Origin of the sequence: Azospirillum cavernae (genome assembly GCF_003590795.1) — a bacterium.
GTDB classification, from domain to species: Bacteria; Pseudomonadota; Alphaproteobacteria; order Azospirillales; family Azospirillaceae; genus Azospirillum; species Azospirillum cavernae.
Genome location: NZ_QYUL01000004.1, coordinates 520612 through 537703, shown reverse-complemented (window position 1 = coordinate 537703; position 17092 = coordinate 520612). Strand labels below are relative to the sequence as shown.

The window sequence follows — 17092 nt, the reverse complement described above, 5'->3', positions numbered from 1 at the left end:
GGCGGTCAGTAGGAGACGGTGAGACCGATGTGCGGTCGGGCCACCCGGTTCTCACCGGCGTTGGCATGGCGAAGCTGGAAGCCCCAGTCGGCCTTCAGCGAGAAATAAGGCGGAAGATTGTAGCGCAGGCCCGGCCCGACGCTGAGCACCACGGTGTGACGGTCGTCGCCAACTTGCCGGAAGCGCTGGGCCGCGACGCCGGAATCGAGGAAGACCAGCCCTTGCAGGCTGTCCCCCAGCTCCCGTTCGCCGAACAGCCGCGCCAGGCTGGTTTCGGGCGAGCGCAGTTCGGTCGACAGCAGCACGCCGCGGTCGCCCAGCACTTCCGATTCCGCATAGCCGCGCACGCTGCCGTTGCCGCCCAGGCTCAGCTGTTCCGAGGACAGCAGGTTGGCGCTGGACAGCTGCCCCTGCAACCGGACCACCCAGGACAGATCCTGCGGCAGCCGGGTCATCCGGTCCAGCCCGAAGCGGGCGTAGGTGTAGTGGGAGTCGGCGCCGGCGCGGCTGCCGGCGAACACCGCATCGCGGTTGCGCTCGCCGATGCCGCCGGGGCTGTGGAACACGCTGGCGGACAGGGCGGTCGTCCCCAGATCGTCCGGGAGGGTGGCGCTGTAGCCCAGCATCGCCTGGGCGATGTCGGTGCTGTTGCGGAACACCGAATCGCCGCCGAACTCCAGATTGCTGTTCGAGCGCTTCCAGTCGACGCCGCCCTGCAATTCGTGGCGGATCACCCCCAAATTGCCCAGGCCCAGATTGCCCAGGGGCGCGACATAGCGGGCGGAAAGCTGGGACGAGCGGCCGGTCTGGTTGAAGTCCTGGCCGAGGTCCGGGTGGGTCACGGAATGGCTGCCGAAGATCGACACGGTGTGCCGCCAGGGCAGCGGGATGCTCCAGCTTCCGGCGTGGATGATCGACCGGGGGGCGCCGCCGGGGCCGCGCAGCTCGCGGTCGAACAGGTCGGGGCTGGCGGAGAGCTGGTAGGAGATCTGCTGGTCGGACCAGAAGGCGTTGCCCCAGTTGAAACCGGCGAACAGCCGGTCGCGGCCGGTGGAGGCGGTGCCGGTGTTCTCATACCCGCCGAACACCCGCACCGGAAAGCGGTCGATGGTGCGCAGCGCGATGTCCGTGGCGCCCGGCTGTTCGCCGCGCTGGTAGACCAGGTCGGTGTGGCGGAACGGATTGCGGTTCAGCCATTCGATGTCCTCCAGCATGGCGCTGGAGCTGACGCGGTCGCCGGACCGCACGCGCAGGCGCGACAGCAGCAGGGAATCGCTGAACCACTGGTTTCCCTCGGCGGCCAGCGCACCGACGCGGAACTCGATCACCACGATCTGGACCGTGCCGTCGGTGACGTCCTGTTCGGGGACGACGACATCGACCAGCGGGCGATCATGCTCCCGATACCACAGGACGGTGGAGCGGATGATGGCGTTCAGCCGGTCGAAGGTCAGCGGCTTGCCGAGGTTGGGTTGCATCGCCGCGCGGAAGGCCGGATCGTCGAGCAGGTCGAGGCCGGGGGCGGCGATGCCGTGCAGGTCAAGCCCGGTCCGCTTCACCCCGGCGGGGTTCGGCGTAAACAGCAAGCCCTTCAACGCGGAGACGATCTCCCGGTCGCCCGGTGGGACCGCCGGCGCCGGCGTCGGCAGGGCCGGGGCTTCCGTCGGCGGGTTGGCCCGAGGCTGCTTGGGGGAGACCCGCCCCCAATCCTGGGCCATGGCCACCGGAGTTCCAAGCGACAGGATCAACCCGAGAAAAGACAGGACGCTGTTGTGTAGAGCAACCTTAAGGCGATTCATTCTGCTGTCTTTTCGTCGTTGGCTTGACTGCCGCTCGCCGGGGGTTGGGTTCCCTGGGCATTGCGGTCCGGGACGATGGCGACGGCGGGTTTCTCATCGGCGCGGAAGGTGGTGAAGCTGCTCGCGGTGGCGATGGTTCCCTGCGTCTGCGCGGCGCCGGACCCGGCGGCCGTGCGGCCCGTCGCGCTGCCGGTGCCGGTGCCGGGCAGCGCGCTGGTCGGCTGGCTGTAGACGACCTGGAAGGCGCCGGTGCTGACGGAGGCTTCCATCCGCCCGCCGCCCGCTTCCGGCTGGCCCTGGGATTGGCCCTGGGATTGGGGGCCGGAGACGCCCGCCGTAGCGGAGGCGGTCACTTGAACGGTGATGGCGCCGGCGCCGACGCTCGTCGTGGCGATCACGCCGCTGCCGGTGGAGGAACCGGCAGCGGTCGGTGGCGGCGTGGTCACAAGCGGGGCCACGGCGCCGACGACCACGCCGCCGCCGGTCAGGCCGCCCGTCGTGCCGCCGCCGGTGGAGGTGCCGCCGATCACCGTAGTGGTCTGGACGGGGGGGGGCGAAACGACCACTGGTGGCGGTGGCGGCGACACCACGACGGGCGTTTCGACCATGACAGGCGGCGACACCACCACCGGCGTTTCGACCACGACCGGCGGCGACACCACGACGGGCGCTTCGACCACGACCGGCGGCGACACCACGACGGGCGCCTCGACGACGACCGGCGGCGACACCACCACCGGCGTTTCGACCACGACCGGCGGCGACACCACGACGGGTGGCGGCGGAGGAGGAGGAGGAGGCGGGCTGGTGGCGTAGATGATCCGGTTCCCACTCTCGGTCACCGAGCCGGGGCCATAGTTCGCATAGGTCATGCCGTTGACGACACCCGGCGTCAGGTTGCCCAGGAGCGTGGTGGCCTCGTCGGCGGAATAGATCAGATAGCGCCCGCTGCCGACGTTGATGCCTGCGGAATTGCGGTTGTCGAAGATGCCGGTGTCGGCGGCCAGCACCAGCGCGGCGCCGCCGCCCGACAGGGTCAGGGAGCCGCCGTTCAGCGTGATGCCGCTGCCGGCGGTCAGCCCCAGATTGTGCACGGAGAGCGAGCCGGCGGTGACGTCCTGGAGCGTGATGGCGCCGCTGGCCGTGTTGGTCTTGCCGGCGCCGGTGCGCAGCTCGATGGTGACGGTCCCGGTGCCGGCGTTGATCTGCGTGCTGCCGTCCATGGCGATGACGGCGGTTCCGACGTCGCGCTGCGCATCGACCACGCCATTGGCGAGCAGGTCGTTGCCGATCAGCGTCAGGTTGCCGTTGTCGGTGGTGATGTCGGCGTTGATCAGGATGCTGCGCCCGGCCTGGAGCGTCAGGGCGCCGCCGTTGCCCGCCGGGTTGTTGGCGGTGATGGCGCTGTTGACCGTGATGTCGTTGCTGGCCTGGAGCACCACCGCGGTGCCGGCGTTCAGCGTCGCGGTCAGGTAGCTCGGCGCCAGGGTGAAGGATCGGTCGGACGCCAGCGCATAGGTCAGCTGCGATGGGTCGGTCAGGCCGACGGCAACCCGCCCGCCGGTCCCATCGGTGGTGGAGGAGACCAGGAAGCGGTCGCCAAGGGCGGTAACGGTTCCGAACCTGGCCGATGCCTTGCTGCCGACCAGGCTGTTGGACGCCGAAACCACGCCGGTCAACCCGCCGGTGCCGCTGCCCCAGGTCACCGCTCCGGCGCTGGCGGCGGTGCCGTTCTTCCAGGTCGAACTGGCGACGATATAGTTGCCGTTGGTCAGCGCGGTGATGGTCGAGCCGACCGCGTCGTTGGCGCTGGCGCCGACGAGGCTGTTGGACGCCGAAACCACGCCGGTCAGCCCACCGGTTCCGCTGCCCCAGGTCACCACCCCGACTCTGGTGACGCTGCCGTTGTTCCAATAACTGCTGCCAACGACATAGTTGCCGTTGGTCAGCGCGGTGACGGTCGAGCCGACTTGGTCGCCGGTGGCGGTGCCGACGAGGCTGTTGGACGCCGAAACCGCGCCGGTCAGCCCACCGGTTCCGCTGCCCCAGGTCGCCGCTCCGGCGTTGACGACGCTGCCGTTCCTCCAAAAATAGCTGCCAACGACATAGTTGCCGTTGGCCAGGGCAGTGACGACGCTGGAACCCACGGCATCGGACGTGGTCGTCCCGACGAGGCTGTTGGTTGCGGAGACGGCTCCGGTCAGCCCGCCGGTCCCGCTGCCCCAGGTCACCGCCCCGGCGATGGTGGCGGTGCCGTTGCTCCAGGCGCTGCTGCGAACGACGTAGTTGCCGTTGGTCAAGGCCGTGACGCCGGCGGAGCCGACCTTGTCGGATGCGGCCGTCCCGACGAGGCTGTTGGTTGTGGAGATGGCTCCGGTCAAGCCGCCGGTTCCGCTGCCCCAAGTCACCGCGCCGACATTGGTAACGGTGCCGTTCTTCCAGTATTGACTGCTGGCGACATAGTTCCCGTTGGTCAGCGCGGTGACGGTCAGGTTGGTCCCGTCGCTGGCGGAGGTGCCGACGAGGCTGTTGGACGCCGAAACCGCGCCGGTCAGTCCGCCGGCGCCGCTGCCCCAGGTCACCGCCCCGGCGCTGGTGGCGGCGCCGTTCTTCCAGTTTTGACTGACGACGACATAGTTGCCGTTGGTCAGCGCCGTGATGCCGGTGTTGCCCACCCGGTCGTTGGCGGAGGTGCCGACGAGGCTGTTGGACGCCGAAACCGCGCCAGTCAGCCCGCCGGCGCCGCTGCCCCAGGTCACCGCCCCGACGTTGGCGGCACTGCCGCTCCAGAAGTAGCTGCGAACGACATAGTTGCCGTTGCTCAAGACCGTGATGCCGCCGTAACTCACATTATCGCTGGTGGAGGTGCCGATGAGGCTGTTGGTTGCGGAGACGGCTCCGGTCAGCCCGCCGGTCCCGCTGCCCCAGGTCACCGCCCCGGCGGCGGTGGCGGTGCCGCTCTTCCAGTTTTGACTGCTGACGACATAGTTGCCGTTGGGCAGCACCGTGATGCCGCTGGTGCCAACCCGATCGTTTGTGGACGTGCCGACGAGGCTGTTGGACGCCGAAACCGCGCCGGTCAGCCCACCGGCGCCACTGCCCCAGGTCGCCGCCCCGGCACTGGCGGCGGTGCCGTTCTTCCAGTTTTGACTGACGACGACATAGTTGCCGTTGGTCAGCGCCGTAACACTGTATCCCACCTGATCGCCACTGGAGGCGCCGACGAGGCTGTTGGTTTCGGAGACGGCCCCGGTCAAGCCGCCGGTCCCACTGCCCCAGGTCGCCGCCCCGGCACTGGCGACGGCGCCGTTCTTCCAGTTTTGACTGCCGACGACGTAATTGCCGTTGGTCAGCGCCGTGACGCCTCCGGTACCCACCTGATCGCTGGTGGCGGTGCCGACGAGGCTGTTGCTGGCGGAGACGACACCGGCAACCCCGCTGGTGCCGTTGCCCCAGGTCACCGCTCCGGCGCTGCTGGCCGTGCCGTTCTTCCATTTGCTGCTGGCGATGACGTAATTGCCGTTGCTCAGAACCGTGACGCCCCTCGACCCCACCGCATCGCCCGCCGACGTGCCGTTCAGGGTCGAGATCAGCGCCCCGGTGGCGCCGTTGAACAGATAGACCGCGCCGGCCCCCGTCCCGCCCGTGCTGTCGCCGGTGGCGGTCACCACGATGTTGCCGCCCGACAGCGCGGACACGGATCCGCCAAAATTGTTGCCGGAGGCCGCGGCCGGGTCGATCAGCTCGAACTGCGGGTAGGACGCCGCGTCGGAAATCGTGATGTTCTTGGGGTCGAGCAGCAGCGTTCCCGCCAGGCCCGCCGTGGCCCCGGCGTCCACCGTGCCGGCGAACAGCAGAGAGTCCTTCGACGACACCTCGACCAGCCCGCCGTCGCCCCCCGCCGCCCCGCCGCGCGCCGAGGCGGCGCCGGCGAAGGTGGTCTCGCCGTCCGACCACACCACGATCCGCCCGCCGGTTCCGCTGTCGCGGGCGTCGGCGGCCAGGCTGGTCGCCGGGGTCACCAGCGTCAACTGCGCGTGCGGGGCGTCGCCGCTCCCCTGATAGTCGCCGCCGACCCGGATGCCGCCGCCGCCGGTCCCGCCCGAGGCGTCCACCGTTGCCCCGACCAGCCGGATTTCGTCGGCGAACAGATCGACCCGCCCGCCGACCGTCGTCCCGGTCGCCTCGAACTTGCCCGAGGCGTACAGCGTGCCCAGCCCGGTCAGCGACACGGCGCCCCCGGCCCCGTCCTTGCCGTTGGCGCTGGTGCGGGCGCTGCTGGTGTCGATGTAGCGCGTCGTCGCCGTCACCGCGACCCGGCCGCCCTTCCCGCTGCGCCCGTCGGCGGAAATCCGGCCCTGGTTGACCACCCGGTCGGCGGTGATCGACACCGTGCCGCCGCTGGCGCCGCGCGCCGCCAGGGCGCCGGTGTGCATCAGCATGCCGTCCGGCGCCGAAACGTCGATCCGCCCGCCGCTGCCGTCGGCGTTCTTCGCGGTGATCTTGCCCTCGGTGACGATGGCGCCGCCGTTGTCCGCCGCCGCGCTCGCGCTCAGCCACACCCGCCCCTCGCGCGTCACCGTCCCGGTCGCCCGCACCAGCCCGCCATTGTTGCCGGCCAGCGCATAGACGTTGCCGCCCGCCGCCTTCAGCTCGACCTGGGCGGCCTTGATGCGGCCAGAGGTCTCGACCTTGCCGCCGCCGTCGGCGTTGGCGACCCGGACGAACACCCGCTCGCCGTCGCCGCTTTCGTTCAGCAGGACTTCGTTGGCCGAGGCCAGGGCGACGGTCCCCTTGGGGGCTTCGATGGCGCCTGTGTTGACCACCTCGCGGGCGATCAGGACGACGTCGCCGCCGGTGGCGCTGATCTTGCCGAGATTGGTGACGCTTCCCGTCGACGCGCCGCCCTGGCTTTTGAACAGCAGGCTGCCGCCAGCCAGGAAATGGGCGTCGGCGACGTCGCGGGTGGAGGCGACAAAGGAGCCGCCGGTGACCACGGCGCCCGAACGGCCGATCACCACGCCCTGCGGGTTGATCAGGTAGAGGGTGCCGGTGGCGTTGAGGCTTCCCAGGATCTCCGACAGGGAGCCGCCGGTGACACGGTTGAGCGTGGCGCCGGAACCGTTGTCGAAGCGGACCGTGCCGCCCGCGCCGATGGAGAAGTCCCGCCAATGGACGATGCCGCGTGTCGATCCCTGGGTGATCGTCAGGGTGGCGCCGGACTGCGCGATGGCGCCGCTGCCCGCCACGAAGGCGCCGCCGCTGGGCAGCGCCGGGGTCTGGGCGAGGGCCGGGGCGGCCACGATCAGCGGCCAGAGCAGCGCCGTGGTCGACAACAGGGCGGAACGGATCCGATGGGCGGTCGGCATATCGTTACTCTTGTGAACACATAATGTTCCAAGCTAGCCGCACTGTTCCTGTTCGAACATCCCAACAACGTGTGACCCCCCGTGCCGCCCGGCTCCGGCTGGTGCGGTTCAGCCCGGCGTGGCGGCGGGCAGTCGGGCGGGAAGGTCGAGCGTGACCGTCGTCCCGGAGGCGTTCGACGCGACGGTGAGGATGGCGCCGAGGCCCTCCGCCCGGCGCCGCATGTTGCCCATGCCGTAGCTGCCGGGGCGGTCGGCGGCGCCGCCCTGTCCCCGGTCGCCGAGACGCAGGCGGACGCCGCAGTCGGCCACTGGCGACAGGTCGGCCTCGAAGCGCACCTCCTTCGACCCGCTGTGGCGCAGGGCGTTGTTGGTCGCCTCCTGAAGGATGCGGAAGATGGCAAGGGCCGCTCCCGGATGGAGTCCCTTCAAGTCCGGCAGAGGGCCGACCCGCCAAGCCAGCCCCACGCCATGAGCCGCCACCTGCGGTTCGATCCGCTCGCGGAACAGGGCGAGCATCACCCCCAGATCCTCGCCGTAATCGTCGAGCGAGGCCACGATCAACCGGAGGTCGGCCAGGGCCGCGCGGACCGTTTCCGCCACCTCGCTCTGGCTGACTTTCCGCAATTCGCACAGCGACAGGATGGACACCAGCTGTCCGGCGATGCCGTCGTGCAGGTCGCTCATCAGGCGGACCCGCTCGGCTTCAAGGGTGGCGGTTCGGGCATGGATGCGCTCGCGCTCGAAACTGCGCAGCAGCGTCTCCTCGGCGGCGGCGACCTCCTGCTTCAGGCGGTTGTTGAACTGATCCAGAATGTTCATGGTGACGGCGAAGCGCCACATGAACACGGCGCTGAAGGTCGTCAGCAGGAAGGGCGCGGCAAACCGGCGGAGGATGACGCGGAGGTCGCTGGATGTGGTCTCCACGTTCACCAGATCGCAGGTGGTCAGGATCACGATGAAGAGAAAGGCGCTGAACAGCGGCAGCGCCTCGCTGTTGCGCTCCTTGATCGCGGCGCGCGACATCACCAGGGCGGCGCAAAGCAGGTTGAGGATGCCGACCGGGGTGAAGACCCGGAACAGCAGCCATTGGTGAATCTCCGGCGGCAGCATCGTCAGGCTGGCAAAGACGAGCGCCGGCAGCAGCAGGAACACCGAGATGGGAGCCGGTGGCCGCCGGCCGACGAACAGGCAGGCCAGCGGCAGGATGAAGCAGACGCTGACGAACCGGGCATGGTTGGCGAGTTGCAGGATCCTCTCGTCAAGCGCATCGCCGACGATCGCCGGCAGGGAGGTGAGCGCCTGCGACAGCAGCATCGCACTGACCAGCAGGAAGATCTTCTCCCTGGGACGGGCGATCCACATGATCAGCATGCCCACCCCCAGGGCGATCTGCCACCCGTCGACCAGCCGGATCAGGGTGGAAAACAGGAAGGTTCGGCGGTTGTAGTCGGCCCGGAGCACGGTGTCCGGCCCGATCGCGACACGGCCGAGAAAGCCGAATTTCGCGCCGCCCGAGGTCAGGACGATCCGGAAGTCGTTGGGACCCAGCCGCAGCAGCGGAGCCGGCAGCGGAATCAACACAGGGGACGTCGACCAACTGTCGGTCTCGGACTGTTCCCAGTCGCTGGTGGCCAGGAACACCCCGTTCAGGAACACGGTGACGCGGCCTTGGTAGGACGGGACGTAGAACGAAATCAGCCGACCGTCGTCCCCCTGCCGGGAATAGGAAAGGCGGAAGGCGGCCTGGCACGGGCTGCCCACCTGGAACAGGGGGCAGCGGTAGGGCAACGCCGCCATGTCCGCCGCTGTCGCCTGTTCCGCGCCGTGCCCGGAAACACCGTCGGCGTCGAGGCGGACGTCCTCGACGTACAGGGCGCTGACGTCGGTCGGCAGGTCGAGGTTCTGGAAGACGAACCAGGCGAAGGCCGACGGCAGGAGGAGGGACAGGATCAGGAGACCGTACCAGGACCGGGTCGGTTTGCCCGGCCCGGCATCCAGGCCTGCGTCCGCGCTGTGCGGGAGATCGATCACGGTCTGGAACCCGTCTGAGCCTCAAGAACCAAGATTGATGATCTTCTGGTTGATCGCGGTGAAGACCGCCTCGCCACGGGAATTGACCTCCAGCTTGCGGTAGATGTTCTTGACATGGGTCAGGACGGTGTTGCGCGAGATGCCCAGCTTTTCCGCGATGTCGCTGAAGGTCAGGCCCTTGGCCACGCCCCACAGGATGTCGGTTTCCCGTTCGGTCAGGGACGGCAGGGACGACGGCGCGTCGTCGGCGAACGGCTTGCCCTGGATCCGGCGGACGATGGTCCGGGCGATCGAGGTCGAGATCGGCGAGAGGCCGGCCACCAGATCCAGGACCGAGCCGACCAGATCGACGGACCGGGAATCCTTCAGGATGTAGCCGGCCGCCCCGGCCTCCACTGCGGCCAGCACGTTGCGCTCGTCGCCAAGCGCTGAAACCACCATGATTTCCATGGCCGGATAGAGCCGCCGGTTCTCCCGGATGAGGTCGAGGCCGTTGCCGTCGGGCAGTTTCAGATCGGTGACGAGCACCGCCGGAAGCCGTTCGGCGCACAGGGAGCGGGCCTGTTGCAGGGTTTTGGCGACGGCGACCAGGTCCAGGCTGTCGGCGGCGCCCAGGATGGCGGTCATGCGCTCGCGGATCGGGGCGTCGTCTTCGACCAGCATGACCCTGATCCGGCGTGCCGCCGGACCAGTTGCACCCTCTGCGTATTCCGACATGCTCGACTCTCCTCACTCTCGACGGCGATCGTATCTCGTCGGCCCGTGACGCGTGCGTCGTTCCTGGTGGGAGCCGGAACCAGCACAATACCCAACAATTTCGAGTGGGCCAGCACTGATCGTCAGGGCGCCGATTACCAACCGCCGGAAGCCTCCTGAATAGGTGTTGGTGCAGCGAGGTCGGCGCGGAGGCGCCGAAGCCTGACACGACCTTCGATCAGGCGGCGCGGACGGAGTTCGGGCGTGCTTGATCGATCATGCGGTTGAGGACGGCGACGCCGATGGCGGCTTCAGCCTGCTGGCCAGGAAGCGTGCGGGTACGAAGCTGGCCGCCGAGGATGCGCTTATAGCGCGCCATCGCGGTTTCCGCCTTGCTCCGCTTTCCATACTCGGCCTGTCGTCGCCATCCGAGGCGACCGCGCTCGGCGATGCTCTGGATGTGCTGATCCCGCTGGGTTGGCTCCTCGGCACGGTGGCGCTCGACCGTTCGCGCCGACAGGTTCAGAGTGTCGCAGGCGGGACGCGCCACAGCGATCTGTTGGGCGATCATATGAACGGTCGCCGGATCGATCTCCGCCAAGCGCCGGGGAAACCGTCCATGGTCACGGAAGAATATCAGGAGCATGGCGAAGCCCAGCCGGTTCGCCGGGTGTTGGCCCGATAGCGTCCACGGACGTGGTGGAAATTTGCTGATCGTCCTGGGGGTGGGGCATGCCCCACCTCCAGGACGGCGGCCTGTGCGAAAGAGGTGGTCATTGGATTGGTCGGCTAGAGTGGAGTTGCAACGCTTCAGCTCGAACCGAAGGATGAACCCAATGACCGATGACAGTATGGCGCTGGCAGACCTGCTCCAGAAGGCCGGAGACGGCGACTTCCTACGCAGCGTCGCGGAGACGGTGTTGCAGATGCTGATGGAAGCCGACGTCGAGGGCCAGATCGGCGCTGGGCGTCATGAACGCTCCGCCGAGCGGCTGACCCACCGCAACGGCTATCGCGACCGGGCGCTGGACACGCGGCTTGGCACGCTGAACCTGCGTATCCCCCCAAAGCTGCGCCAGGGCAGCTATTTCCCGCCCTTCCTGGAGGCCCGCAAGACCAGCGAGAAGGCGCTGGTGGCGGTGATCCAGGAAGCCTGGATTGGTGGCGTCTCGACCCGGCGCGTCGACGAACTGGTCCAGGCGATGGGCCTGTCGGGGATCTCGAAATCGACGGTGTCCAAGCTGTGCCGGGACATTGACGAGCGCGTCGGAGCCTTTCTCGACCGCCCGCTGGAGGGCGAGTGGCCCTACCTGTGGCTGGACGCCACCGACCTCAAGCAGCGCGAGGGCGGGCGCATCGTCTCGGTCGCCGCCATAATCGCCGTGGCCGCCAACACCGAAGGCAAGCGCGAGATCGTCGGCCTGCACATCGGCCCCTCCGAAGCCGAGGTGTTCTGGAGCGACTTCCTGAAAAAGCTCAAGGGTCGCGGACTGAAGGGCGTCAAGCTCGTGATCTCCGACGCCCACGAAGGGCTCAAGGCCGCCATCGCCCGCATCATGGGGGCAACTTGGCAACGTTGCCGGGTCCATTGGATGAGGAACGCGCTCGCCTACGTCCCCACGGGAATCGCTTGAAGACATTCATGGCTTTCCATGAATGAGGGCGCGGAAGTAATTCTACTGTGTCATAAAGTGCGCAATTGATGGCAGCACGGACATCGCTGGAGTGTTCGGGCGAGCCTTCTGGCGATGTTGATGCGCAGGGTGGCGATGGAGGTCGGGACGTGTCGTTCAGGGCGCGATGGCGGAACCGCGTGGCCGGAAGCCTTCGGGAAGGTCAGGCGTTTCGATGCGCCCGGAGGGGGATGGTCCTGAGGGGGGAATCGCCGCCCGTTCCCTGATTAGGAAGCCGTAGGCGGTGATGCACAGCGTGGCATGATGGTGGAATCCACGCCATCCTCGGCCCTCGTAATGGCCCAGGCCAAGCTCCTGTTTGAGTTCCAGATAATCGCGTTCGATGCGCCACCGCAACTTGGCGGTCTCCACCAAGGCGTCGAGCGTGGTTGTCTGCGACAGCGTCGACAACCAGTACTTGGTCGGCTTCTCCTCGTCCTCGGGCCACTCGATCAGCAGCCACTCCTCCGGGCGGCGCTCAGCCCGCTCCTCATCGCGATGGGCCGGGTGGACGCGGACGGCGGCGAAGCGGGAGGCGAGCGGGGCGTTCGTGCCTTCGCGCCATGTCACGGGCCGCCACATCTCCGGCGCCAACCCTTCGGCCAGAGCCTTCACCGACACGGGTTCATGTCCAGGGGCGCGGCGCAAACGCTTCGGCGGCCGTCCTCTGCCACTCCAGGGCTTGGGCGGCAAGGGTTCCACCCCGGGCGGCCAGACGGTCAGCGAGGACTCGACCCCGGCGACATAGGTCAGTTCCAGTGCGGTCACGCCGTCGCGCAGGGCGGTGTCGTTGCCATAGCCCGCATCCATCAGGACCACCCCCGGCGGCAGACCCGCCGTCATGGCCGTGCGGATCTGGTCCAGCGCGATGGCGGGCTTGGTCTGGAAGCAAACACCGTCCGGGACGCCGGCCCGCGCCCGGCGTTCAGCGTCACCGGCCCATGCCTCTGGCAGGTACAGCCGGAAGGCGACGGGAAGGCTGGCGTGGTCGGTCGCCAGCGACAGCGAAACGGCGACTTGGCAGTTGTCCTGCTTGCCGATTTGGCCGCAATACTGGCGCGCCACGCCAACGGAATGGCGGCCCTTCTTCGGCATGCCGGTGTCGTCGATGATCCACGCGCGGATCGGGCCGCGCTCCAACAGCGCCGGAAGCACCAGATCGCGCACCCCGGCCAGCACGGCGGCATCGTCCCACGCCGCCTTGGCGACAAAATGATGCAAGGATTGATGGGCTGCGCCGACACGGCCAGGCTCTACCCGCGCCGCCATCGGCTCAACGCTCTTGCGCTCGCCTGGAAGGAGCAATCCCGTGCAATAGGCGCGAAACGGCACGCCGCGATCAGCGTGACCCAAAGTCGTCGCCAGACGCTCGACATACGCCGAAAACCGTGATTCGATGCCGCCTGCGGTTCCAAGGGGGGCCATACCGCCTCTCCGAACGAAGCATGAATCCCCCTTCTACAACAAACCGTTATACCAGTCCATATTTTATGACACAGTAGAACTAAAGGTCAGCGCTTCCTGCTCGCGTCGGCGGCGCGCACGCTATCGCTGGCGACGGTGATGCGACTGTCGCCCCGTGAGGCGGAAACGCTGTCCGCCGCGATCCGGTGGTCGGCGACCGGCGGACGCCCGGTGTGTCCGGGCTGCGCCTGCGATGCGGTGTATGATTGTCGGCGGGCAACCAGCGCGCCCCGCTGGCGCTGCAAGGCGTGCCGCAAGGATTTCTCGCTCACACAGGGCCGACGCCCGCACCACCGAGGTCGCGATCGCCGTCGCGGTCCTCAATCGCATGCTCGACCTGGGACGCCCGAACTCCGTCCGTAGCGCCTGAGCGAGGGAAAGGACGAGGGGGCATCATCGCCAAAATCACCTCCATGCAACACGCCTCCGGGAGTTCGATCCGGTTCAGCCCTGCGCGTCATGCAGCCGCCGATAGGCGCCGCCATGCATCAACTGGTCGTGCGGCCCCTGCGCCAGGATGCCGCCGTTGCCGATCACCACGATGCGGTCGGCGTTGCGGATGGTGGTCAAGCGGTGGGCAATGACCAGGGAGGTGCGGCCACGGGCCAGCTCCTGCAAGGAGGCCTGGATCGCCCGTTCCGTCTCGGTGTCGAGCGCCGAGGTCGCCTCGTCCAGGATCAGGATCGGCGGGTTCTTCAGGAAGATGCGGGCGATGGCGACCCGCTGCTTCTGCCCGCCCGAGAGCTTGACCCCGCGCTCGCCGACGATGGTGTCAAGCCCGTCGGGGCAGTCGGCGATCAGCCCGTCCAGCCGGGCGCGGCGGGCGGCCTCCCGGATCTCATCCTCGCTGGCGTCAAGGCGTCCATAGGCGATGTTGTCGCGCAGAGTGCCGGCGAACAGGAAAACGTCCTGCTGCACGATGCCGATCTGCCGACGCAGGGAGTCCTGGGTCACATCGCGGACGTCGTGCCCGTCGATGGTGACGCGGCCCCCCGTCACCTCGTAAAAGCGCGGCAGCAGCGACAGCAGCGTCGTCTTGCCAGCCCCCGACGTGCCGACGAAGGCCACCGTTTCCCCGGCGCGGATCGACAGCGACACCCCTTCCAGCACCGGCCGTTCCGGGTCGTAGCCGAAGGTCACGTTCTCGAACGCGATGTCGCCCTTCAGCGGCGGGGCGGCGACGGCGCCGGGTCGATCGACGATCTCCGGCACGACGGCGAGGAAATCGCAATAGCGGCGGAAACCGGCAATCCCCTTGGGGTAGTTCTCGATCACCGCCGCGATCCGCTCCAGCGGCTGGTAAAAGACGTTGATCAGCAGCAGGAAGCCGACGAAACCGCCGATGGTCAGTTCGCCCTCATAGACGAACCAGGTGCCCGCGACCAGAACCACCACCTGCACCAGCCGCATGCCGAGATAATTCAGCCCCAGGCTGATCGCCATGATGCGGTAGCCGTTCAGCTTGGCCCGCTTGTAGAGTCCGTTGTCCTCGGCGAACAGGGCGCGCTCGTGCGGTTCGTTGGCAAAGGCGCGGACGACACGGGCGCCGCCCACCACCTCCTCGATCCGGGCGTTGAAGGCGCCGACCCGCTCGAACTGGGCATGCCAGTTGGCGGTCATGTCGCTGCCAAAGCGCAGGATCAGCACCATCACCACCGGCACGATCAGCAGCGTCAGCAGGGCAAGCTGCGCATGCACCGACAGCATCAGCGCCAGCGCGCCCAGGAAGGTCATCACCGCGATGAACACATCCTCCGGCCCGTGGTGGGCCAGTTCGCCGATCTCCTCCAGATCCTTGGTCAGGCGGGCGACCAGATGGCCGGTTTTCTGCCCATCGAAGAAGCGCAGCGGCAGCCGTTGCAGATGGTCGAAGGCGCGGCGGCGCATCTCCGTCTCGATCTCGATCCCCAGCACATGCCCCCAGTAGGTCACGGCCGCGATCAGCCCGGTGTTGGCCAGATAGATCAGCAGCAGGCCCAGGCTGGCCAGCAGGATCAGCCCCCAGTCGCCGCCTGGCAGCAGCCAATCCACATACGCCGTCACCGCAAAGGGAAACCCCAGCGACAGCAGGCCGGACAGGATCGCCCCACCGAAATCGATGATGAACAGCCCCTTGTGCGGGCGGTAATAGCTGAAGAAGTCCTTGACCACGAAGGAAGCCCCTGATTGCGCCGATGCCGGACCGCCGGTGAAAAGCGGCGGCCATCTCTCTGACGCGCCGGAGGGCGCGGCCTCGCAAAAATTCCTGAATTCAGAGCGCCGCGTCCTGAGCATGGAACATGCGCGCGCCGCTCCGAGTCTTGATGGATCGAGCGGATTCGCCCGGCGCATCGATTCCGACGCAACGCGATCCGGGTTAGCGGCGGTCGGCGCGCGACAGGGCGTCCACGAAATGGCCCATCGCCAGCTTCATGTCGTTGAACACGGTCCCCGGCGACACGCCGAGATGGGCGGCGATCTGCGGGTAGGACATGCCCTCCACCCGGTTCAGCACCCAGACGCGGCGGGCGCGCTCCGGCAGGGCCTCCATCGCGTCCATGAACTGGGCCAGCCGTTCGCGGTGGAGAAGCCGCTCCTCCACCGATGGGGCGTCGCAAGCGACCTCCAGCGGGTCGCCGGTTTGCGAAGCGGGGGCCTCGAACCGTTCCTGGGTGCGGCGGCGGCGGATCTGATCGAGAGCAAGATTGTGGACGGTGCGGTGCAGAAAGGCCCCAATGTTGTCGATCGGCCCCTTCTGCGCCGCGTTGCAGGCCCGCAGGTAGCTTTCCTGGATCACATCCTCCGCCGTCGGCACATCACGGACGATGCGCAGGGCGCGGCCCAACAGGGATTGGCGGTGATCCAGATAAATGGCGGTCAGACTTGCGGGCATGGTTGGCCTATCCGTCGCGCTGAGCGCTTCCTCGGGGTCGTCAGCGATTGATAATGATTCTTATTTGTGACTGTCAAGCCACGCCGAATTTTTCTGCGGCGCTGTGTGTGGCCGTTCCACCTCTCGAACGTCTAAGATGCAAGCGCAGACGGACAGAGGACGGGCGACACGGGTGGTTCAGAACAAGCCAAACGGAAAGACGGCGGAAACCGACGGCCGCCATGCCGATCCGGTGACGGATGCGGCGCTCGACTGGTTCGTCCGGCTGCTTGACACGCCGACCGATCCGGCGACGCTGGCCGCCTATCGGGCGTGGCGGGAAGGCGATCCACGCCACGCCCGCGCGTTCGACCGGCTGACCGAGATCGGGGGCATGCCGGAACTGCGCAGCGTCACGCTGGCGCATCGGTCGACGCCTCCGGCGCCAGTGCGGCAGGCCCGGCAGACGCGGCGCGCCTGGCTGGGCGCGATGGCGGCCTCGGCGCTTCTGGCCATGGTCGGAGCGCACCTCTATCCCGACCTGAAAACGCGCTGGAGCGCCGACCACCGCACCGACACCGGCGAACGGCGCGAACTGGCGCTGCCCGACGGGTCACGCCTGCTCCTGGACAGCGACAGCGCGGTGACGGTGGCCTTTGACGGCAGGGAACGCCGCGTGACCCTGTTGCGCGGACAGGCCTGGTTCGACGTGGTGCGGGACACCGCCCGTCCCTTCCGCGTGGCCGCTGGCTTCAGCGAGGTCGAGGTGACGGGGACCGCCTTCTCCGTGCGGTCGGACGACCAGGAGGATTCCGTGTTCCTGGAACGCGGACGGGTGACGGTTCGTCGGCCGGACGATCCCGGCCGGGCCATGGTGTTGGCTCCGGGCGACCGCCTGACCGCCACGGCGCTGGGCCTGACCATGCAGCCCCGGCCCAATCCGGCCGAGATTCTGTCCTGGCGCGATGGCCGCTACGCCTTCCACAACGAACCGCTGGCCGCCGTGGTGGCGACGCTGCGGCGCCACCACCCCGCCCCCATCCTGCTGCTGGACGACCGCATCGCGGCGGAGCGGGTCAGCGGCAACTACCGGCTCGACGATCCGCTCGGGGCGTTGGCGGCGCTCGCCGGGATGGTCGGGGCACGGATGACCGTCCTGCCGGGCGGCATCACCGTTCTGCGCTGATTCCCAATGAGCTGAGAATCGCT

Annotated in this window: 10 protein-coding genes and 1 pseudogene; 3 read left to right on the top strand and 8 right to left on the bottom strand. The window is 68.2% G+C overall.

Features of this window, described 5'->3' with window-relative positions; all coding sequences use genetic code 11:
- Positions 1-5: 5 nt before the first annotated feature.
- The 5 genes from D3877_RS25495 to D3877_RS25475 form a co-directional block, all read right to left on the bottom strand.
- Positions 6-1799: a ShlB/FhaC/HecB family hemolysin secretion/activation protein gene (locus D3877_RS25495; protein ID WP_119833583.1), complete on the bottom strand. Its 1794-nt coding sequence runs from the start codon at positions 1797-1799 to the stop codon at positions 6-8.
- On the bottom strand, positions 1796-7168 hold the full coding sequence (locus tag D3877_RS25490; protein WP_119833582.1) for a beta strand repeat-containing protein: 5373 nt from the start codon (positions 7166-7168) through the stop codon (positions 1796-1798). Before D3877_RS25490 ends, D3877_RS25495 begins: the two co-directional genes overlap by 4 nt.
- Before the next feature lie 108 nt (positions 7169-7276).
- Entirely contained in the window at positions 7277-9199 is a 1923-nt protein-coding gene (locus tag D3877_RS25485; RefSeq protein WP_119833581.1) for a sensor histidine kinase, read from the bottom strand.
- A gap of 21 nt (positions 9200-9220) precedes the next feature.
- Positions 9221-9862, bottom strand: coding sequence for a response regulator (locus D3877_RS25480; RefSeq protein WP_199720964.1), 642 nt, complete (start codon positions 9860-9862; stop codon positions 9221-9223).
- A 271-nt stretch (positions 9863-10133) separates the two neighbouring features.
- Positions 10134-10610, bottom strand: a complete 477-nt coding sequence (locus D3877_RS25475) for a DUF4158 domain-containing protein (protein WP_274379648.1) — start codon at positions 10608-10610, stop codon at positions 10134-10136.
- 121 nt (positions 10611-10731) lie between these two features.
- Between D3877_RS25475 and D3877_RS25470 the strand changes: the two are divergent.
- Positions 10732-11514 (top strand): annotated as a pseudogene (locus tag D3877_RS25470) (IS256 family transposase); the annotation flags it as partial.
- Between the two features lie 171 nt (positions 11515-11685).
- Here D3877_RS25470 and D3877_RS25465 read toward each other — a convergent pair.
- Positions 11686-12993, bottom strand: a complete 1308-nt coding sequence (locus D3877_RS25465) for an IS701 family transposase (protein ID WP_119833578.1) — start codon at positions 12991-12993, stop codon at positions 11686-11688.
- Positions 12994-13131: 138 nt separating this feature from the next.
- On the opposite strand from D3877_RS25465, the gene D3877_RS31100 reads away from it, so the two are divergent.
- Entirely contained in the window at positions 13132-13395 is a 264-nt protein-coding gene (locus D3877_RS31100; RefSeq protein ID WP_119833645.1) for a transposase, read from the top strand.
- Positions 13396-13476: 81 nt separating this feature from the next.
- Here the strand turns inward: D3877_RS31100 and D3877_RS25455 are convergent, their stop codons facing one another.
- Together D3877_RS25455 and D3877_RS25450 are read right to left on the bottom strand one after the other, a co-directional pair.
- Positions 13477-15183, bottom strand: a complete 1707-nt coding sequence (locus D3877_RS25455) for an ABC transporter ATP-binding protein (protein ID WP_119833577.1) — start codon at positions 15181-15183, stop codon at positions 13477-13479.
- A gap of 205 nt (positions 15184-15388) precedes the next feature.
- Positions 15389-15904, bottom strand: coding sequence for an RNA polymerase sigma factor (locus D3877_RS25450; protein WP_119833576.1), 516 nt, complete (start codon positions 15902-15904; stop codon positions 15389-15391).
- A gap of 136 nt (positions 15905-16040) precedes the next feature.
- Between D3877_RS25450 and D3877_RS25445 the strand changes: the two genes are divergently transcribed.
- A complete protein-coding gene (locus tag D3877_RS25445; RefSeq protein WP_238475075.1) occupies positions 16041-17069 on the top strand; it encodes a FecR family protein in 1029 nt (342 codons plus the stop codon).
- Positions 17070-17092: the final 23 nt, after the last annotated feature.

Excerpts from the sequence above, each read along its gene's own strand:
- D3877_RS25445 (WP_238475075.1), top strand. The coding sequence starts at position 16,041 with ATGCAAGCGCAGACGGACAGAGGACGGGCGACACGGGTGGTTCAGAAC.
- D3877_RS25450 (WP_119833576.1), bottom strand. The coding sequence starts at position 15,904 with ATGCCCGCAAGTCTGACCGCCATTTATCTGGATCACCGCCAATCCCTG.
- D3877_RS25495 (WP_119833583.1), bottom strand. The coding sequence starts at position 1,799 with ATGAATCGCCTTAAGGTTGCTCTACACAACAGCGTCCTGTCTTTTCTC.
- D3877_RS25465 (WP_119833578.1), bottom strand. The coding sequence starts at position 12,993 with ATGGCCCCCCTTGGAACCGCAGGCGGCATCGAATCACGGTTTTCGGCG.
- D3877_RS31100 (WP_119833645.1), top strand. The coding sequence starts at position 13,132 with ATGCGACTGTCGCCCCGTGAGGCGGAAACGCTGTCCGCCGCGATCCGG.
- D3877_RS25490 (WP_119833582.1), bottom strand. The coding sequence starts at position 7,168 with ATGCCGACCGCCCATCGGATCCGTTCCGCCCTGTTGTCGACCACGGCG.
- D3877_RS25480 (WP_199720964.1), bottom strand. The coding sequence starts at position 9,862 with ATGCTGGTCGAAGACGACGCCCCGATCCGCGAGCGCATGACCGCCATC.